The following is a 22,223-nucleotide window of genomic DNA, read 5'->3' as shown; positions in this document are numbered from 1 at the left end:
CGATGAGTTCCGCAGCGGGGGCCACACCGACGGTGCTGGATCTGTTCGCCCGGCAGGTGGACCGGACGCCCGGCGCGGTGGCCGTGTCCGACGGGGATCGGGTTCTGACGTATCGGGAACTCGATGAACTCGCCTGCCGGTTGTCCGGTCGGTTGACCGGCAGGGGCGTCCGCCTCGGCGACCGTGTCGCGGTCATCATGGACCGTTCGGCGGACTTACTGGTGTCACTGCTCGCCGTCTGGAAGGCGGGAGCGGCGTACGTACCGGTGGACGCCGCCTACCCCGCGCCGCGGATCGCTTTCCTGCTGGCGGATTCGGGCGTTTCCCTGACGGTGTGCTCGATCGCGACGCGTGATCGCGTACCGGAGGGGATCGAGTCGGTCGTCGTCACGGACGAGGACCCGGGCGACGCACCCGTTGTCACGGTGCGCCCGGAACACCTGGCGTACGTGATGTACACGTCTGGTTCGACGGGTACCCCGAAGGGGGTGGCCGTTCCGCATGGGAGTGTCGCGGAACTGGTGGGGGATCCAGGCTGGGGGATGGGTTTCGGTGACGCTGTCCTCATGCACGCGCCGCATTCTTTTGATGCGTCGTTGTGTGAGATCTGGGTTCCGTTGGTGTCGGGGGCCAGGGTGGTGGTCGCCGGGCCGGGTGCGGTGGATGCCCGCCGTTTGCGGGAGGCGGTCGCGGCGGGGGTGACGAGGGCGCATCTGACGGCGGGTAGTTTTCGTGTGGTGGCGGAGGAATCGCCGGAATCGTTCGCGGGGCTCCGCGAAATCCTGACCGGTGGTGATTCGGTGCCGGTGCGCGCGGTGGAGCGGGTGCGGGAGGTTTGTCCCGGGGTGCGGGTCCGGCATTTGTACGGCCCGACGGAGACGACGTTGTGCGCGACGTGGCAGGTGCTGGAACCGGGTGATGTGCTGGGTCCGGTGCTGCCGATCGGCCGTCCGCTCCCGGGGCGCCAGGCCCACGTGCTCGACGCGTCGCTGCGGCCGGTGGGGCCGGGAGTGACCGGCGATCTGTACCTTTCCGGCGCCGGTCTGGCGCACGGTTACCTGGACCGGGCGGGACTGACGGCGGAGCGGTTCGTGGCCGATCCCTTCGTCCCGGGTACGAGGATGTACCGGACCGGGGACCTCGCCCAGCGGACCATCGACGGCGAGTTGCTGTTCGGGGGCCGGGCCGACGATCAGGTGAAGATCCGCGGGTTCCGGGTCGAACCCGGCGAGATCGAGGCCGCGATGACCGCCCAGCCGGACGTCCACGAGGCCGTGGTGGTGCCGATCGACGGCCGCCTGATCGGTTATGTGGTGGCGGACGCGGACCCCGCTCTCGTTCGCGAGCGTCTCGCGGCCGTGCTACCGGAGTACCTGGTCCCGGCCGTGGTGCTCCCGGTGGCCGCGCTGCCGCTGACCGGAAACGGCAAGGTGGACCGGGCGGCGTTGCCCGCGCCCGACTTCACGGCGAAAACCGGCGGTCGTGAGCCTGTCACCGAGGCGGAACGCGTCCTTTGTGGACTGTTCGCCGAGGTGCTCGACGTGGCACGAGCCGGTGTCGACGACGGTTTCTTCGATTTGGGCGGGGATTCGATCCTCGCGGTGCGCTTGGCGGCTCGTGCGGCCAAAGCGGGCCTGCTGGTGACGCCGTCCCAGATCTTCGGGGAGAGGACCCCGGCCCGGCTCGCCGCCGTGACGAGTGCCGTACCGGTCGACAGGCCGGTCGACGGCCCCTTGATCGACCTGACCGCGGAAGACGAGGCGGAGCTGGCGATCGCCGTCCCCGGCGTTCGGGAGGTCTGGCCACTGGCGCCGCTGCAGGCGGGACTGCTCTTCCAGTCGACCCTCGATGACCAGGGTCTCGACATCTACCAGACGCAGTGGATCGTGGAACTGGCCGGACCGCTGGACGTGGCTTTGCTGCGGTCCGTGTGGGAAGCGGTTTTCGCCCGGCACGCCGAGCTTCGGCTGACCTTCCACCGGCTCGCGTCGGGAAAGACGGTGCAGGCCGTCGCCGGGCACGTCGACCTGCCGTGGCGCGAGGTCGACCTGACGGGGGCAGGTGACATCGAGGCGGCCGTCGAGGCCGTGGCCGCGGAGGAACAGCGGGAACGGTTCGACCTCACCAAGGCGCCGCTGTTCCGGCTGGTGCTGGTCCGGGTCGGCGAGGACCGGCACCGCCTGCTGGTCGTCAACCATCACATCCTGACCGACGGCTGGTCGGTGGCGGTCATCCTCAACGAGGTGTCCGCGGCCTACACGTCCGGTGGACACTTCCCGGACCGGACCGGTGCCGCCTCCTACCTGGACTACCTGGCCTGGCTCGAGCGGCAGGACAAGGACGCGGCACGCGCGGCGTGGCAGGCGGAACTGTCCGACATCGACGTACCGGCGCTGGTCGCCAAGTCGGACTCCGTGAGTGACTACGACTACCGCGTCACCCATCTTTCGCCGGATCGCCACACCCGCCTGACCGAGTTCGCCCGCGACCACGGGCTGACGCTGAACACGGTGGTGCAAGGCGCGTGGGCGATCGTGCTGGCGCGGCTCGCGCGGCGGACCGACGTGGTGTTCGGCACCACCGTCGCCTGCCGTCCCGCGGAACTCCCCGGTGTGGAGTCGATGCCGGGGCTCATGATGAACACGGTGCCGGTCCGGGTCTCGCTGGACGGCGACGCGTCCATTGTGGACATGCTCACCGGGCTGCAACGCCGTCAGGTGGCCTTGATGCCCCACCAGCACCTGGGACTGACGGACATCCAGAAGACGGCCGGACCGGGCGCGATGTTCGACACGCTGCTGGTGTTCGAGAACTATCCGCGGGACTTCGCCGACCAGTTCACCTATCTGGGCACGATCGAGGGGACCCACTACCCGGTGACCGTCGGCGTCATCCCTGGCGAACGGTTCAGGATCCAGCTCGCCTACTGGCGGGGGCAGATCGACGAGGCCGTCGCCGATTCGCTCCTGGAGTGGTTCGTCGGTGCCCTCGGTGCGGTGGCCGCCGATCCGTCCGGTCTAGTCGGGCGGACCGGCATGGGCGAGATTCCGTTGCCGCACTGGAAATCCGCGGTGGTGGCGGATGAGCCGCTACCGTCGTTGATCGGGCGGATGGCGGCGGAGCGGCCGAACGCGGTGGCGGTCGCGGACGGCGACGGCGAACTGACGTACGAGGAACTGTGGGATCGGGCGGAGAGGTTCGCCGCCGTCCTGCGGGCCGGCGGGGTCGAGCGGGAGCGCCGCGTCGGGCTGGTGGTCGGCCGGTCCGCGTGGTGGCTGATCGGGATGCTGGGGGTGTCGCTGGCAGGCGGCGTCTTCGTCCCGGTGGATCCCGCGTATCCGGCCGAGCGCGTGAAGCTGATCTTCGGCAGCGCGAATCCGATGCTGGTGGTGTGCCAGGGAAAGACACGCGAGGCGGTGCCGGAGGAGTTCGCCGACCGGATCGTGGTGCTCGACGAGCTGGACCTGGCGGCGGCCCCGAGCGTGGTATCACCGCGGGTGGGGATGCGTGACGCGGCGTACGTGATCTACACGTCGGGATCCACCGGAACGCCCAAGGGTGTCGTCGTCACCTACTCGGGCCTCGGCAACCTGGCGATGGCGCATATCGAACGGCTCGCCGTGACGCCGTCGTCCCGTGTCCTGCAGTTCGCGGCGCTCGGCTTCGACACCATCGTGTCCGAGGTGATGATGGCGTTGCTGGCCGGGGCGACGCTGGTGATGCCACCGGACCGGGATCTGCCGCCGCACGCGTCCCTGACCGACGCGCTGGAACGGTGGGACATCACGCATGTGAAGGCCCCGCCGTCGGTGCTGGCCACCGCCGACGCGATCCCGGACAGGCTGGAGACGGTGACCGCGGCGGGAGAACTCTGCCCGCCCGGCCTGGTGGACCGCCTGTCGGCCGACCGCCGGATGATCAACGCCTACGGGCCGACCGAGACCACGATCTGCGCGACGGTGAGCATGCCGTTGGCGCCGGGCGGAGAGGTGATCCCCTTCGGGGCGCCGATCGCCGGGGTCCGCGGCTATCTGCTGGACGCGTTCCTGCGCCCGCTGCCGCCGGGTGTCACGGGTGAGCTGTACCTGGCCGGGATCGGGGTGGCCCGCGGCTATCTCGGCCGCTCGGCGCTGACGTCCGAGCGGTTCGTCGCAGATCCCTTCGTACCGGGTGAGCGAATGTATCGGTCCGGGGATCTGGCGTACTGGACGGACCAGGGTGAACTGGTGTCCGCCGGGCGGGCCGACGACCAGGTCAAGATCCGCGGGTTCCGGGTCGAACCCCGCGAGATCGAGTTCGCGTTGTCCAACCACCCCAGGGTCACCCAAGCCACGGTGACCGTCCGCGAGGGCCGCCTGGTGGCCTACGTGTCACCTGGCGACGTCGATCCGCAGGCGCTGCGGAAGGAACTCGCGGAACGGATGCCCGCGTACATGGTGCCCGCGGCGGTGATGGCGCTGGACGTCCTGCCACTGACTCCGCACGGGAAAATCGACCGGAAGGCGTTGCCCGAACCGGATTTCTCCTCGAAGACGGCCGGCAGGGAGCCGTCGACCGAAGCCGAGCGGCTCCTGTGCGAGGTGTTCGCCGAGGTCCTCGGTCTGGCGCGGGTCGGGGTCGAGGACAGCTTCTTCGAACTGGGCGGTGACTCGATCTCGTCGATGCAGGTCGCCGCACGTGCCCGTCGCGATGGGATGTCCCTGACCCCGCGGCAGGTGTTCGAGCACCGGACCCCCGAGCGGCTCGCGCAGCTGGTGGGGGAAACACCGCTGCCGCACCGTGCGCACGCCACGGTGGCCGACGGTGTCGGTGAAGTCGCGTTGACGCCGGTGATGCGCATGTTCGGGGACGGTGTCGTGGCGCCGGGGTTCGCGCAGTGGGTGGTGGTGTCCACGCCGTCGGATCTGACGGAGAAGGCCTTGGTGACGGCGTTCACGGCGGTGGTGGACACGCACGACATGCTGCGGGCACGGGTCGTCGACGGCGAGCACGGCCGCCGGATGGTGGTCGGTGAGCCCGGGTCGCTGGAGGTGGCCGGCTTGGTCACCCGCGTGCAGGTCGACGCCGGCTCGCTGGACGAGGCGGTGAGGGCCGCGGAGCGCGACGCCGTCGGCCGGTTGGATCCGGCGGCGGGCGTGCTGGTCCAGGCGGTCTGGGCGGATGCCGGGCCGGGCAAGGTGGGCAGGCTGGTCGTGGTGGCACATCACTTGGTGGTCGACGGGGTGTCGTGGCGGGTGCTGCTGTCGGACCTGCGGCTGGCGAGTGATGCGGCGACCGCGGGCCGGGATCCGGTGCTGGAGCCGGTAGGAGTGTCGTTCCGGCGGTGGGCGAGTCTGCTTCAGGAGTGGGCGGTCTCCGCCGAGCGGGTAGGGGAATTGCCGGCGTGGAAGGCGATTCTCGGCCAAGAGCGGCCGGAGCGTGCCGCCGTCGCGGGTGCCGGTTTGCGCTCGCGGTCGTGGGTGATCCCGGCGGCCGAGGCCTCGGTGCTGGTGGGGCGGGCTCCGGTGGTGTTCCACTGCGGGGTGCACGAGGTCCTGCTGGCCGGGCTGGCTGGAGCGGTGGCGCGCTGGCGCGGCGAGGACACGGTGCTGGTCGACGTGGAAAGTCACGGTCGCCATCCCGTCGAGGGGATGGACCTGTCCAGGACGGTCGGCTGGTTCACCAGCACGCGTCCGGTGCGGCTGGACGTGGCCGGGATCGATCTGGCCGGTGCGCTCGCCGGTGAACCGGCGGCCGGGACGTTGCTGAAGGTGGTCAAGGAGCAGTCGCGGGCGGTGCCCGGCGACGAACTCGGCTATGGATTGTTGCGTTACCTCAACGCCGAGACAGGGCCGGTTCTGGCGGCGCTGCCGTCTTCGCGGATCGGTTTCAATTACATGGGCCGGTTCGTCGCCGGTGACCAGCGTGACCGGCAAGCGTGGCACCTGGTCGGGGAAATGGGCAGTTCGATGGAACCGGGTATGGAACTGCCACACGCGGTCGAAGTCAACGCGATTGTCCAGGATCTGCCGAATGGTCCTGAATTGACGCTCGTCGTGGAATGGCAGGGCGCGCTGATCGACGAGCCCGAAATCGAACGACTGGTCCAGGAACTGCTGGACATGTTGTCCGGGCTCGCCCGCCAAGCGGATGATCCCACCGCGGGTGGACATACCGTATCCGACTTCGGCCTCCTCGATCTGGATCAGGACGAGATCGAGAGCTTCGAAGCACTGGCGGCGGAACTCAGTGAGGGGCAGACATCGTGACCACTTCGACCACATCCTCCGGATCGGCGCTCGACGAAGTCTGGCCGTTGTCGCCGATGCAGGCGGGAATGCTCTATCACGCCTCATTCGACGACGACGCTCCCGATATCCACGTCATTCAGCAATCGCAGATCATCGACGGGCCACTGGACACGGAGCGGTTCCGAATCTCTTGGGAAGCCCTCCTCAACCGCCATGCGGCGCTTCGCGCGAGTTTCCAGCGCCGGAAGAACGGCGAGTCGGTCCAGCTCATCACCCGGAAAGTGAAGCTCCCCTGGGCCGAATTCGATTTGTCCGGCCTGGCCGAGGAAGACGCGCAGGCCGAGATCAGCGTGATCGCGGAGAAGGAGCGCTTCAGGAGATTCGACCTGAAGAAGCCGCCGCTGCTGCGGTTGACGCTGATCCGGCTCGGCCGGGACAGACATTGTCTGGTGACGACGAGTCATCACCTGCTCATCGACGGCTGGTCCCGGGCGATCATCGAGGCGGACCTTCTCGAGATCTACGCGGCGGGTGGCGTCGCCACGATGCCGCGGTCCGCGGGGTCCTACGGGGACTACTTGGCCTGGTTGGGCCGGCAGGACAAGCAGGCGGCGCGCGAGGCGTGGCGCGCGGAACTGGCAGGTGCCGACGAATCGACACTCGTGATCCGCGAAAGGCGAGGGAAGGCTTCGGGACTGCCGGAGCGCGAGGTGTTCCGTCATTCACCGGACTTCATGTCCGCCCTCGTCGAGTTCGCCCGAGGGCACGGGTTGACGCTGAACACGCTGGTGCAAGCGGCGTGGGCGGTGGTGCTGGCCCGGCTGGCGCGTCGTCGTGACGTGGTGTTCGGCGCGGTGGTTTCGGGGCGCCCGGCGGATCTTCCCGGCGCCGAACAGGTCGTGGGGCTGTTCATCAACACCGTGCCGGTGCGCGTGCGGTTGGACGGCGGGCAGTCGGTCCTGCGGCTGCTGACCGGGCTGCAGGAGCGGCAGTCCGAGCTGATCTCGCATCACCACCTCGGCCTGCCGGAGATCCAGAAGTTGGACGGGGCGAACTTCGACACGATCGTCGTGTTCGAGAACTACGCCGACCCGGCGACGAAAGCGGACTCCCCGAGCGGTCTCAGCCTGACCCTGCGGGAGTTCCATCAGGCGACGCCGTACGCGCTCACTCTGGGTGTCCTGCCAGGCGAGAGTCTGGACACCGTCCTGGAGTATCAGCCAGAGGCGGTCGACGCCGAAGTCGCCAAGCAAGCGCTGCGCCGGATCGCCAAGGTGCTGGAGCGGATGATCGCGGAACCGGAGGCGCCGGTCGGCCGGTTGGACGTGGTGGACGACGCCGAGCGTGAACTGGTCGTCGAGCGGTGGAACGAGACCGGCGACGCGGTGGCCGCGGCCTCGGCGGTGGAACTGTTCCGACAGCAGGTGGAAAGGACACCTCAAGCGACCGCGGTGATGGCCGGGGACCGGGTCTGGTCGTTCGAGGAACTCGACGAGTGGTCCGGCCGGGTGGCGGGGGCGCTGACGGAGCGGGGTGTGCGACGCGGCGACCGCGTCGGGGTGGTGCTGGAACGATCGGCCGAGGTGACGGCGGCCTGGCTCGGGGTGTGGAAGGCGGGCGCGGCGTTCGTGCCGGTCGCGCCGGACTACCCGGCGGACCGGGTGGCGTTCATGCTGGCCGACTCCGCGGTCGCGGTGGTGCTGTGCGGAGTGGAGACCGCGGGTGTGGTGCCGCCGGACCATGCGCGGATCATCGTGGACGAAGCCATCGAGGGCGCGGTTTCCCCGGTCCCGATCGGGGCGGACGATCTGGCGTACGTGATGTACACGTCTGGTTCGACGGGTACCCCGAAGGGGGTGGCCGTTCCGCATGGGAGTGTCGCGGAACTGGTGGGGGATCCAGGCTGGGGGATGGGTTTCGGTGACGCTGTCCTCATGCACGCGCCGCATTCTTTTGATGCGTCGTTGTGTGAGATCTGGGTTCCGTTGGTGTCGGGGGCCAGGGTGGTGGTCGCCGGGCCGGGTGCGGTGGATGCCCGCCGTTTGCGGGAGGCGGTCGCGGCGGGGGTGACGAGGGCGCATCTGACGGCGGGTAGTTTTCGTGTGGTGGCGGAGGAATCGCCGGAATCGTTCGCGGGGCTCCGCGAAATCCTGACCGGTGGTGATTCGGTGCCGGTGCGCGCGGTGGAGCGGGTGCGGGAGGTTTGTCCCGGGGTGCGGGTCCGGCATTTGTACGGCCCGACGGAGACGACGTTGTGCGCGACGTGGCAGGTGCTGGAACCGGGTGATGTGCTGGGTCCGGTGCTGCCGATCGGCCGTCCGCTCCCGGGGCGACGGCTGTATGTGCTGGATGTCTTCCTGCGGCCGTTGCCGCCGGGCATCGCGGGCGATCTGTACATCGCGGGCGAAGGGCTGGCACAGGGCTACCTGAGTCGCGCGGCGTTGACGGCTGAGCGGTTCATCGCCGATCCGTTCGCCCAGGGTAAGAGGATGTACCGGACGGGAGACGTGGCGTACTGGACCCAGCAAGGCGAACTGGTCTTCGCCGGCCGGGCCGACGACCAGGTCAAGATCCGCGGCTATCGCGTGGAGCCGGGCGAGATCGAGGCGGTGCTGGCGGCACAACCGGGCGTCGACCAGGCGGTGGTGGTGGCTTGTGACGGACGGTTGATCGGCTACGTCGTGTCCGATGACGACGTGGATCCGGTACGGCTACGCGAGCGGATCGGCAAGGTGCTGCCGGACTACCTGGTACCGGCGGCGGTGCTGGCGCTGGACGCCCTGCCGGTGACGGCGAACGGGAAGATCGACCGGGCGGCGTTGCCGGATCCCGACTACGGCGGACGCGTTTCCGACCGGGAGCCGGTCACGGAGATCGAGCGGATGTTGTGTGCTCTCTTCGCCGAAGTGCTCGGTGTGGAGCAGGTCGGTGCGGACGACAACTTCTTCGAGCTGGGCGGCGATTCGATCACGTCGATGCAACTGGCGGCGCGGGCCCACCGCGACGGAATGGTCTTCGGCACGCCGGAGGTATTCGAGTACAAGACCCCGGCGGGAATCGCGATGATCGTCGAACCGGAAGTGGAGAAGCCCGACGACCCGGGCGGACCCGCCACATCCGACGTCGAACTCCTCGATCTGGGCAAGGACGAGATCGAGGAATTCGAAGCCGAATTCGACGCTTCTTAACCGGGTCGTGAATGGCGTTTCATGTTCTAGAGGGTGAGGCAAAGGTGTCGTGTTCGGGCTCACGCCACCCATGCCGGACACCCACGTCTGACGAGAGCCGCGGTGCCGGTGACCGGCCCGATGCTGGACCGTGTGGCTCACTGTGTGGATTTTGGGACGTCAGGTGACCCAAAATCCACACGGTCCCGCACGAAAGTCCCTGTGCCCACCGGATCCGGAGGGGTGTGTGGAAACAGGGACACTCGATGTCCCTGTTTCCACACACCCCTAACCCGGCGTTGCCTTTTCCTTACCTCTCAATAGAACCCGAATCGCCACTCGCGACCCCACGATCGACGAGAGCCGCTGTCCCCAATGTCGGTTCCTTGGACATGTTGTCCGGGGCGGCTCGTCGGGCGGATGATTCCTTCACCGGGGACATCTCGCATTCGACTTCGGCCTCTCGGCTTGGACCAGGACGAGATCGAGGAATTCGAGGCTGAGTTCGACGACGAACTTCAAGCCCTTCGCAGATCGAGGGAGATATTGATGGCTCAGTCGCGGATCGAGGAAATCTGGCCGCTGTCGCCGCTGCAGGCCGGGTTGCTCTTCCACGCGGTCTACGACGGCGAAGGGCTCGACGTCTACATAGGACATTGGATCCTGGACCTGGAAGGACCGGTCGACGCGGCCAGGCTGCGTGCGGCTTGGGAGGCGCTGCTGAACCGGCACGCCTCGCTCCGGGCTTGCTTCAGGCAGCGCAAATCCGGTGAGACGGTGCAGATCATCGCCAGGCAGGTGGAACTGCCGTGGCGCGAGGTCGACCTTTCCCACCTCGACGATCCCTCGGAGGCCGTGCGAAAGCTGGCCGAAGAGGATCGGACGAAGAGGATCGACCTCGCGACGGCGCCGTTGCTGCGGCTGACCTTGATCCGTCTCGGCGACACCACGCACCGCCTGGCGGTGACCTGCCATCACACGATCATGGACGGCTGGTCGATGCCGATCGTGCTCGACGAGCTGTCGGCGCTGTACGCGGCCGATGGCGGCACGCCGGATCTGCCGGAAGTGACGTCGTACCGGGACTACCTCGAATGGCTGAGCCGCCAGGACAAGACGAGGGCGCTGTCGGCATGGGCGGCGGAGCTGAGTGGCGCCGAGGAGCCGACGCTGGTGGCGCCCGCCGATCCGGCGCGAGCGCCCTCCGTGCCGGAGAGCGTCGAAGTCGAGCTGCCCCAAGACCTCACGCGATCGTTGGACGAGCTGGCTCGCCGCCACGGGTTGACGCTGAACACGGTGGTACAGGGCGCGTGGGCGCTGGTGCTGTCGCAGCTGGCAGGCCGGACGGACGTGGTGTTCGGGGCGGTGGTCTCGGCGCGTCCGCCGGGGTTGCGCGGTGTCGAGGGGATGGTGGGGCTGTTCCTCAACACCGTTCCCGTGCGCGTGCGGTTGCGTGGCTCGACGCCGGTCGTCGAACTGCTGGCGGAGTTGCAGAAACGGCAGTCGACGCTCGTCCCCGACCAGTTCGTGGGGTTGGCGGACATCCAGCAGGCGGCGGGCCCCGGCGCGGTCTTCGACACTTTGCTCGTCTTCGAGAAGTTCCACCGTGAGCCCGGCGGATCGAACTCCGCCAAACCTTTCGAACTCCGGGTGAATCAGGGCAGGGAAGCCGCCCACTATCCGCTCACGCTGGTCGCGGTTCCTCGCGAATCGCTGCTCCTCAAACTCGACTATCTGACCGATCTCTTCGACCGGGGAACCGCCCTCTCCATTGTCGAGCGGTTCAGTGGGGTGCTGCGTCAGCTGACGGCGGCGAGCGGGATCACGGTGGCCGAGGTCGAGGTGACGACCGCGGCCGAGCGTGCCTTGGTGGTGCGGGAATGGGGCGCGTCCCCGGCTGAAGCGCCGAGCGTGCCTGCCCTGGATCTGTTCGACCGCCAGGTGGAGCGCCACCGTGACGCGACAGCGGTTTTCGACGGCGATCAGGCGGTGTCGTACGGAGAACTGGCCGAGCACGCGGAGAGGCTCGCCGGTTATCTGAGCGGCCGGGGTGTCCGGCGCGGGGATCGCGTGGCCGTGGTGATGGAACGGTCACGCGACCTGATCGCGACGTTGCTCGCGGTGTGGAAAGCGGGCGCGGCGTACGTGCCGGTGGATCCCGCCTACCCGGCGGAACGGGTGAAGTTCATGCTGGCCGACGCGGAGCCGTCGGCGGTGGTGTGCACGGAAACGTACCGGGACGCCGTGCTGGACGGCGGACTCGATCCGATCGTCCTCGACGATCCGGAGACGCGGCGGGCGGTGGCGGAATCCACTCGCCTGTCGGTCGGGGTGAGTGACGGCGACCTCGCGTACGTGATGTACACGTCGGGATCGACGGGGACACCCAAGGGTGTCGCGGTGTCCCACGGCAATGTCGCGGCGCTGGTCGGTGAGCCAGGCTGGCGGGTGGGCCCCGGCGACAGTGTGTTGATGCACGCCTCGCACGCGTTCGACATCTCCTTGTTCGAGATGTGGGTGCCGCTGCTGTCGGGTGCCAGGGTGGTACTGGCCGGATCGGGCGCGGTCGACGGCGAAGCACTGGCCGGATATGTGGCGGGCGGGGTCACGGCCGCCCACCTGACCGCCGGCTCCTTCCGGGTGCTGGCCGAAGAGTCACCGGAGTCGGCCGCCGGTCTGCGCGAGGTGCTGACCGGTGGGGACGCGGTGCCGCTGGCGGCGGTGGAGCGGATGCGGCGGACGTGCCCGGACGTGCGGGTGCGGCATCTCTACGGGCCGACGGAGGCCACGCTGTGCGCGACGTGGTGGGTGCTCGAACCCGGTGACGAGACGGGATCGGTCCTGCCGATCGGACGTCCGCTCGCGGGGCGGCGTGTCTACGTCCTCGACGGCTTCTTGCGACCCGTGCCCCCGGGAGTGGCCGGCGAGCTGTATGTCGCCGGAGCCGGTGTGGCGCAGGGCTATCTGGGCCGTTCGGCGTTGACGGCCGGGCGATTCGTCGCCGACCTGTACGCCGCCGACGACGCAGCGGCGCGAAGCGCCTCCGTGGGGGGTGGTGGTCGGGTGCCGGGTGGGAGGATGTACCGAACCGGTGACCTGGCGTACTGGACGGATCGGGGCACGCTGGCGTTCGCCGGTCGAGCGGACGACCAGGTGAAGATCCGCGGCTACCGGGTGGAGCCCGGTGAGGTGGAGGTGGCGCTCGCCGCCCTGCCCGGTGTCGGTCAGGCCGTGGTGTCCGCGCGGGGCGAGCAGCTGATCGGTTACGTGGTCGCGGAAACGGGGCACGAAGTCGACCCGGCGCGGCTGCGCGAACAGCTCGCCGAGACGCTGCCCGAGTACATGGTGCCCGCCGCGCTGCTGGTGCTGGACGAGTTGCCGTTGACAGTCAACGGAAAGGTCGACCGGCAGGCCCTGCCCGAACCGGACTTCGCCTCGAAGGCGGTGGGCAGGGAGCCCGCCACCGAGGCCGAGCGAGTCCTTTGTGGAGTGTTCGCCGAGGTGCTCGGCCTCGACCAGGTCGGGGTCGAGGACGACTTCTTCGAACTGGGCGGGGACTCGATCTCGTCGATGCAGGTGGCGGCCCGCGCCCGCCGGGAGGGATTTTCCCTGACGCCGCGGCTGGTGTTCGAGCACCGGACCCCCGGCAAACTGGCGGCTCCGGCCAACGTCGCCCAGCCGAAGCAGCCGTCCACAGTGGACGCTGGTGTGGGGGAGATCCTTCGGACGCCGGTGATGCGTGCCCTCGGGGACGACGCGGTGCGCCCCGGCTTCGTGCAGGCGCGAGTCGTCGTCACCCCGGCGGGCTTCGACCAGGACGCGCTGGTGACCGCCCTGCAAGCCGTTCTGGACGCGCATGACCTGTTGCGGGCACGGGTGGAGCCCGATGGACGGCTGATGGTGGCCGAGCCGGGTGCGGTGACCGCGGCGGACCTGGTCTCGCGAGTGGCCGCCGGGTCCGAAGATCTCGACGAGGCCGCCGAACGCGAGGTCAGAGCGGTGACGGGCGAGCTGAACCCGTCGAAGGGAACCATGCTGCGGGCCGTCTGGGTCGACGCCGGAGCCGCCGCGCCGGGCCGGTTGGCCTTGGCGGCGCATCACCTGGCCGTCGACGCGGTTTCGTGGGGGATCCTGTTGCCGGATCTGCGCGCGGCGTACGACGAGGTGATCTCCGGCGGGACCCCCGCCCTCGAACCTGTGACGACGTCGTATCGCCAGTGGGCGCGACGGCTGACCGAGCAGGCGTTCAGCGAGCGCACCGTCGCCGAAGCCGAGCACTGGGTCGCCGTGCTGGATGGGGCGGAGCCGGTGCTGGAGCAGGATTCCGGGGAGTCGCACTCGTGGTCCCGGACGCTGTCCGGAGCCGAAGCACGCGGCCTGGTTGCCCACGTTCCGGGGGCTTTCCATTGCGGGGTCCAGGAAGTCCTGCTGGCGGGCCTGGCGGGTGCGGTCGCGCGACCGGACGGCGCCGGGGTCCTGGTGGACGTGGAAGGCCACGGCCGCCACGCCGCCGACGGCGAGGATCTGCTGCGCACCGTCGGCTGGTTCACCAGCGTGCACCCGGTCCGCCTCGATGTCTCCGGCGTCGACCTTTCCGCCGCGGCAGCGGGGAAAGCGGCGGCGGGGGAGTTGCTGAAGGCCGTGAAGGAACAGGTCCGCGCCGTCCCCGGCGAGGGTCTCGGCTACGGGCTGTTGCGCCATCTCAACCCCGAGACCGGGGCCAGGCTGGCGGCCTCGCCGTCCGCGCGGATCGGTTTCAACTATCTCGGCCGGTCCGGCCTCGCCGCCGCCGCCGGGGACACCGCGTGGCAGGTCGCGGAAGGGGCGCTCGGCGGCGGCCCGGACCTGATCCTGGCCCATGCCGTCGAGGTCGGGGCGGACGTTCAGGACACACCGGACGGACCCCGGCTGAGGCTCGCCATCGACAGCAGGGATCTCGACCCCGCCGTGGTGGAGCGGCTCGGGGAGGCCTGGGTCGGCATGCTGACCGGCCTCGCGGCCCTCGCCGGAACCCCCGGCGCGGGCGGACACACCCCGTCCGACTTCGAACTCGTCACGGTGACCCGGCGGGACGTGGCGGACCTGGAGGCCGCGGCGCCGGGACTGACCGACATCTGGCCGCTGTCGCCCCTGCAGGAAGGCATGCTCTTCGAGCGAGCCTTCGACGAGGACGGCGTCGACGTCTACCAGAGCCAGCGGATTCTGGACCTCGACGGGCCACTCGACGCGGACCGGCTGCGTGCGGGATGGAACCAGGTGGTCGCCCGGCACGAATCGCTCCGGACGAGCTTCCATCAGCTGGGCTCCGGCGAGACGGTGGCGGTCGTCGCGGACGAGGTCGACCTCCCGTGGCGGACGGCGGATGTTTCACACCTCGATGAGGCGGACGCGAACGCGGAGGTCGAACGCCTTCTCGCGGAGGACCAGGCGGAGCGGTTCGACGTGACCAAGCCGCCACTGCTCCGGCTGTCGCTGATCCGCCTCGGCGAGGGGCGGCACCGGCTCGTGGTGACGTCGCACCACGTTCTGCTGGACGGCTGGTCGACACCGCTCATCCTCGGCGAGATGTCGGCAGGCTACGCGGGTGGGCGGGGTTCGTCGATGGCGCCGTCCTATCGGGACTACCTGACGTGGCTGAGCCGTCAGGACCTGGAGGCGACCAGGGCGGCGTGGCGGTCCGAGCTGGCCGGGTCGGACGAACCGACCGTGGTGGACGCCGACGCGGGCAAGACGATGGTGATGCCGGACAACCATTCCGAATGGCTGCCCGAGGAGGCGACCCGGGCACTCGCCGACTTCGCCCGAGGTCATGGCCTGACGGTGAGCACGATCGTGCAGGGCGCGTGGGCGCTGGTGCTGGCCCGGCTGGCAGGCCGGACGGACGTGGTGTTCGGGACGGTGGTTTCGGGGCGTCCGGCGGAGGTGCCGGAGGTCGAGCGGATGGTGGGGATGTTCATCAACACCATCCCGGTCCGCGTGCGGCTCGAAGGCGACCAGCCGCTGGTGGAGATGTTGCGGGACTTGCAGGGGCGCCAATCGGCGCTGACCGAGCACCAGTACCTCGGGCTGCCGGAAATCCAGAAGGTGGCGGGGACGAGCGCGGTCTTCGACACCATCGTGATGGTCGAGAACTACCCGCACGGCGCCGCCGGTCTCGGCGACGACGGCGGGGTCGTGATCAGCTCGGTCGTCACCAGGACCGGTACCAGCTATCCGCTGACCATGAACGTCAGTCCCGGTGAGCGCCTGCGGATCAACGTGGCCTACCGGCCCGATCGGATCGGCGGAGAGACGGCGGCCGAGGTGGCCAGGCAGGTCGTCCGGGTACTGGAACGGGTGGTGCCGGATTCCGCGCTGCCGGTGGGCCGCTTGGGCGTGACGAGCGACGCGACGCGCGTGTCCGTCGTGGAGCGCTGGAACGCGACGGGTGACGCGGCGGCCGCGTCGTCGGTGCTGGAGTTGTTCCGGCGTCAGGCGGGCCGGTCCCCGGACGCGGTGGCGGTCGTGGACGGCGGACGCACCCTCTCTTACGACGGCCTCGACCGGGCATCGGATCGGCTGGCGGGCTACCTGGCCGGGATCGGCGTGCGGCGTGGTGACCACGTCGGCGTGGTGCTGGAGCGCGGCGCGGATCTGTTCGTCGCCCTGCTCGCGATCTGGAAGGCGGGGGCCGCGTACGTCCCGGTGAACGTGGACTACCCCGCGGACCGGATCGAGCGGATGCTGGCCGACGCCGGAACCTCGGTGGCCGTCTGTGTGGAAGCGACCAGGAACGCGGTGCCGGACGGCGTCGAGCCGGTGGTCATGGACGCGCCCGCGATCGAGGGAGCGCGCCGCGATGCGCCGCCGCTCACCGTCGGGTCACACGACGTGGCCTACGTGATGTACACGTCGGGATCGACCGGTGTGCCGAAGGGCGTCGCGGTGCCGCACGGAAGTGTGGCGGCACTGGCAGGCGACCCTGGCTGGTCGCAGCGCCCCGGCGATGGCGTGCTGCTGCACGCGTCGCACGCGTTCGACGCGTCGCTGGTCGAGATCTGGGTGCCGCTGGTCAGCGGGGCCCGCGTGCTGGTCGCGGAACCGGGCGCGGTCGACGCGCAGCGGCTGCGGGAAGCGATCGGACGTGGCGTGACCACCGTCCACCTGACGGCCGGGACCTTCCGGGTGGTGGCCGAGGAATCGCCGGAGTCCTTCAGCGGGCTGCGAGAGATCCTGACCGGTGGGGACGCGGTGCCACTCGCCTCCGTCGCCCGGATGCGCCGGGCCTGCCCGGACGTGCGCGTGCGGCAGCTTTACGGCCCCACCGAGATCACCCTCTGCGCCACCTGGCTCGTTCTCGAGCCGGGGGCCGAAACGGGCGACATCCTGCCGATCGGCGGACCGCTGGCCGGCAGGCAGGCGTATGTCCTCGACGCGTTCCTCCAGCCGGTGGCCCCGAACGTGACCGGTGAGCTCTACCTCGCCGGTGCCGGGCTGGCGCACGGTTACCTCGGCGCCAACGGTTCGACGTCGCAGCGGTTCGTCGCCAACCCGTTCGCGTCCGGTACGAGGATGTACCGCACCGGCGACCTGGCCCGCTGGACGGATCAGGGCGAGCTGGTGTTCGCCGGCCGGGCCGACTCCCAGGTGAAGATCCGGGGCTACCGCGTCGAGCCGGGGGAGATCGAGTCGGCGCTGGCCGAGGTCCCCCACGTCGCGCAGGCGGTCGTGGTGGCGCGGGAAGAGCGTCCCGGCGAGAAGCGGCTGATCGCTTATGCGACCGCCGAAGCGGGGCGGGAGCTGGATTCCGGGGTGGTCCGCGAGCACCTCGCGGCGCGGCTGCCGGAGTTCATGGTGCCGGCGGTGGTGCTGGTGCTGGACGGCTTCCCGTTGACCCTCAACGGAAAAATCGATCGCGCGGCCCTGCCTGCCCCCGAATTCACCGGGAAGCCCGCCGGTCGCGAGCCGCGCACCGAGACCGAACGAGTGTTGTGCGGCCTGTTCGCCGAGATCCTCGGTGTGGACCGGGTCGGCGCCGACGACGGTTTCTTCGAGCTGGGCGGGGACTCGATCCTCTCGATGCGGTTGGCCGCACGGGCACGACGCGAGGATCTCGTCTTCGGTGCGAAGCAGGTCTTCGAACAGAAGACGCCGGCGGCGATCGCGGTGATCGCCGAACGTGGCGGGGAGGCACCGGCCGACGTCGCGGACGGCGTCGGTGAGGTCGCCTGGACGCCGGTGACGCGGGCACTGCTCGAACGCGATCCCCACGCGATGACCCGAGGCGCGCCCGCGCAGTGGGTGACCGTCGGCGCGCCCGGCGATCTGTCGCTGGAGGCGCTGACGGCCGGTTTGGGTGCGGTGATCGACGCACACGATCTGCTGCGGAGCCGGGTCGTCGTGACCGAGGGGCAAGAGCCCCGGCTGGTCGTGGCCGAGGGGGGAACGGTCGACGCGGTGAGGCTGGTCGAGCGGGTCGAGGCAGGCAAGGCCGACCTGGACGAGATCGCGGAGCGGTGCGCCGGTGAGGCGGCCGGACGACTGGATGCCGCGGAAGGCGTGCTGGTACAGGCGGTGTGGGTGGACGCGGGACCCGGCCGTGTCGGACGGCTCGTGGTGGCGGCGCATCACCTCGCGGTCGACGTCGTGTCGTGGCGAATCCTGCTGCCGGACCTGCAGCAGGCCTGTGAAGCCGCGATCGACGGCCAGGAACCGGCGCTCGACCCACCCGCCGTTTCGTTCCGGCGCTGGGCACGGACGTTGACCGAGCAGGCGATGATCCGGACCGCCGAACTGACGACGTGGACGGAGATCCTCGACGGCGCGCAGGCGCGGCTGGGCGAACTCGACCGCGCACAGGACACCGTCGCGACCGCGGGACGCAGGTCGTGGACCTTGCCGCGGGACCGGGCGAGCGTGCTCGTGGAGAAGGCCACCTCTACCTTCCACTGCGGTGTCCACGAGGTGCTGCTGGCCACCCTGGCGGGCGCGGTGACCCGCTGGCGCGGCGGCACCGCCGTCGTGGTGGACGTCGAAGGTCATGGCCGCCAGCCCGTCGAGGAAATGGACCTGTCGCGGACGGTCGGCTGGTTCACCGACGTACATCCGCTCCGGCTGGACGTGACCGGGGTCGACACGGCCGAAGCGATCGCCGGTGGCGCCGCCGCGGGCAGGTTGCTGAAGAACGTCAAGGAGAACGTGCGAGCAGTGCCCGACGGCGGGCTCGGCTACGGGATGCTGCGGTACCTCAACGCCGAGACAGGGCGGGCACTGGCGGCGCTGCCGGACGCGGAGATCGGGTTCAACTACCTCGGCCGCTTCTCGTCCCGGGCCGACGGTGCGGCGGAGCCATGGCAGATCGCGGGAACCATCGGCGGCACGGCGGAGCAGGACGCGCCGTTGCGGCATGTCGTGGAGATCGACGTGGTCGTGCTGGACTCCGCCGACGGACCCGAGTTCAGCCTGACCCTGACCTGGGCCGAACGGGTTCTCGGCGAAGCCGACGCGGAGTCGCTCGCGCGGGCTTGGCTGGATCTGCTGACCGGCCTCGCCGCACACGTCGGCGATGACCGCGCGGGCGGGCACACCCCGTCCGACTTCCCGCTCACCGCGCTGACGCGGCGGGAGGTGGAAGAGGTCGAGGCCGCCGTGCCGAACCTGCACGACATCTGGCCGCTTTCCCCGCTGCAGGAGGGTTTGCTGTTCCACGCCGCCGACGAGCGCGGCCCGGACGTCTACGCGAGTTTGCGTAACCTCGCCCTCGACGGCCCGCTCGACGCCGCCCGCCTCCGCGCGTCGTGGCAGGCCCTTCTCGACCGGCACCCCGCGCTGCGGGCGAGTTTCCACCAGCTCGAATCCGGTGCGACCGTGCAAGCGATCGCCCGCGAGGTGCCGGTGCCCTGGCGGGAGACCGACCTGTCTCATCTGCCGGCGGACGAGGCGCTGGCGGAGTACGAGCGCCTCACGGCGGAGTTGCAGGCCGACCGGTTCGACCTCACCAGGGCGCCGTCGCTGCGCCTGCACCTGGTGCGCCTCGGCGAACGACGGCACCGGCTGGCCATGACGTCGCATCACATCGTGGCGGACGGCTGGTCACTGCCGCTGTTCGTCGTCGACGTGGTAGCGGCGTACGAAGCAGGCGGCGACGGCCGGGCCCTGCCGATCCCGACGTCGTACCGCGACTACCTCGCCTGGCTCGTGCGTCAGGACAAGGCGGCCGCACGGGAGGCGTGGCGGACCGAACTCGCGGGGCTGGACGAGGCGACCCACGTGGTGCCGCCGGACACGATCATCGCGCCCGTCGAGCCCGACCGTGTCACGTTCGAACTCGACGAGGGGCGGAGCAGGCGGCTGGTGGAGTTCACGCGCCGTCACGGCGTCACGGTGAACACGCTCTTCCAGGGGGTCTGGTCGCTGCTGCTGGGCAGGCTCACGGGCCGCGACGACGTGGTCTTCGGTGCCACGGTGGCCGGGCGTCCGCCCGAGATCCCCGGTGTCGAGTCCGCGGTCGGCCTGTTCATGAACATGCTGCCGGTCCGGGCCCGGCTGACCGGCGCCGAACCGATCGTGGACATGCTGACGGATCTGCAGGAACGCCAGGTCGCGATGATGGCGCACCAGCACATCGGGCTGACCGAGATCAACCAGCTCGTCGGTCCCGGCGCGGCGTTCGACACGATCGTGGTGTTCGAAAACCCGCCTCTCCCGTTGCGTCCGTCCGACGATCACGACGCGCTCGTCATCCGCCCGGCGGCGATCCCGAACGACACCGGGCACTATCCGCTGTCCATGCGCGTGTCCGCGGCGACCGGCATCCGCGGTGAATGCATCTACCGTCCGGACGTGTACGACCGGACGGAGGCCGAGGCGGTCGTCGCGTCGATCCTCCACGCGGTGGACCAGATCGTGGCCGAACCGCGGACGCCGGTGGGCCGGGTCGCCCTGATCAGCCCGGAGCAGCGCCGCCTGGTGGTGGACGAGTGGAACCAGACCGAGGTGCCGCTCGAAGCGGAGACGTTGCCGGAGTTGTTCCGCGGGCAGGTGGAGCTGTCCCGGGACGCGGTGGCGGTGCGGGACGCCGCGCGGAGCCTGACGTTCGGCGGGCTGCTCGACGAGGTCGAGGCGCTGGCCCGGCTGCTCGTGGGGCTGGGCGTGCGGCGTGAGACCAGGGTGGGTGTGGTGGTCGGCCGCTCGGCCGAACTGGCGGTGACGCTGATGGCGGTGTCGTTCGCCGGCGGGGTGTTCGTGCCGGTCGACCCGGACTATCCGCGTGAGCGGGTCGAGCTGATGCTGACGAGTTCGGCACCCGAGGTGCTGGTGTGCACGACGGCGACCCGGGCGGTCGTGCCGTCGGGGTTCGCGGGTGCGGTGCTGGTGCTCGACGAGCTGCCCGCCGCCGATCCGGGGGTGGTGCTGCCGCACGTGGGACCGAAGGACGCGGCGTATGTGATCTACACGTCGGGGTCGACCGGGGTGCCCAAGGGCGTCGTGGTCACCCACTCCGGACTCGCCAACCTGGCGCGAGCGCATATCGAGCGCCTCGCCGTGACGTCCTCCTCGCGGGTACTGCAGCTGTCCGCCATCGGCTTCGACGCCATCGTCTCCGAGCTGTACATGGCTCTGCTGGCGGGCGGGACCCTGGTGCTGCCCGACGCGGAGAGCATGCCGCCACGGGTGACGCTCGGCGACGCGTTGCGCCGGTGGGAGATCACGCACCTCACCGTGTCGCCGAGTGTGCTGGCGGCCGAGGAAGACCTGCCGGACAGTCTGGAGAGCGTGCTGACGGGCGGCGAGGTGTGCACGCCCGCGCTGGCGGACCGCTGGTCGCCGGGCCGCCGGATGATCAACGCGTACGGGCCGACCGAGACGACGATCTGCTCGACGATGAGCTTCCCGTTGTCCCCTGGACACGAGGTGGTCCCACTCGGCGGCCCGATCCGGAACGTGCGGCACTACGTGCTCGACTCCTTCCTGCAGCCGGTACGGCCGGGTGTGGCGGGCGAGCTCTACATCACGGGGGTCGGACTCGCCCGCGGTTACCTCGGGCGCCCTGGCCTGACGTCGGAACGGTTCGTCGCCAGCCCGTTCGCGCCCGGTGAGCGGATGTACCGCACCGGCGACCGGTTCCGCTGGACCCGCGAGGGCCAGCTGAAGTTCGTCGGCCGGGCCGACGCACAGGTCAAGGTGCGTGGATACCGGGTCGAGCCCGCCGAGATCGAGACCGTGCTGTCGGAGCATCCGGGGGCCGCCCAGGTGGCGGTCGCCGTGCACCGGGACGGACCGGGTGACAAACAGCTGGTGGCATACATCGTGCCGGCGGCCGACGCACCGGCCGAGCCGCTCATCGCGGCCCTCCGCGAGCTGGCGGCCGAACGCCTGCCCGAGTACATGCTGCCCGCGGCGTTCGTGCCGCTGGACCGGATGCCCTTGACCCCGAACGGAAAGCTCGATCACCGGGCGCTGCAGGCTCCCGACTTCGCCGGGATGACCACCGGGCGGGACCCGCGCACGGCGACGGAGGCGACGCTGTGCGAACTGTTCGCGGACGTGCTCGGCCTGGACCGGGTGGGTGCGGACGACAGCTTCTTCGAACTCGGCGGCGACTCGATCACGTCGATGCAGCTGTCGGCCCGAGCCCGCCGGAAGGGGCTGGAACTGACCCCGTGGCAGGTGTTCGAAGGAAAGACACCGGAGGGGCTGGCGGTGCTCGTCACCGAACTCCCCGCCGAAGGCGCGAGCGTCGCCGCACCGGAGCCGGAGACGGGCATGCTCGTCGCTCTTTCACCTGACCAGTTGGACCAACTCGAGGCCGGATTGGCCCGCGATTAACCGCTATAAGGAGCAGATC

3 protein-coding genes are annotated in these 22,223 nt (G+C 70.0%); all 3 read left to right on the top strand.

What is annotated here, in order from left to right:
• The first annotated feature begins 2 nt into the window (after window positions 1-2).
• The 3 genes from ACM6LR_RS35150 (at window position 3) to ACM6LR_RS35140 (ending at window position 22,204) form a co-directional block, all read left to right on the top strand.
• Window positions 3-6,248, top strand: a complete 6,246-nt coding sequence (locus ACM6LR_RS35150) for an amino acid adenylation domain-containing protein (protein ID WP_414945327.1) — start codon at window positions 3-5, stop codon at window positions 6,246-6,248.
• Window positions 6,245-9,418, top strand: a complete 3,174-nt coding sequence (locus ACM6LR_RS35145) for an amino acid adenylation domain-containing protein (protein ID WP_414945326.1) — start codon at window positions 6,245-6,247, stop codon at window positions 9,416-9,418. The genes ACM6LR_RS35150 and ACM6LR_RS35145 overlap by 4 nt, the downstream gene beginning before the upstream one ends.
• Before the next feature lie 528 nt (window positions 9,419-9,946).
• Window positions 9,947-22,204: an amino acid adenylation domain-containing protein gene (locus ACM6LR_RS35140; RefSeq protein ID WP_414945325.1), complete on the top strand. Its 12,258-nt coding sequence runs from the start codon at window positions 9,947-9,949 to the stop codon at window positions 22,202-22,204.
• Window positions 22,205-22,223 lie beyond the last annotated feature (19 nt).

The sequence above is a fragment of the Amycolatopsis sp. cmx-11-32 genome (assembly GCF_047608695.1).
In the GTDB taxonomy this organism is placed as follows: domain Bacteria; phylum Actinomycetota; class Actinomycetes; order Mycobacteriales; family Pseudonocardiaceae; genus Amycolatopsis.
The sequence above is the reverse complement of the archived record's forward strand: the minus strand, read 5'-3'. Positions and strand labels throughout refer to the sequence as shown.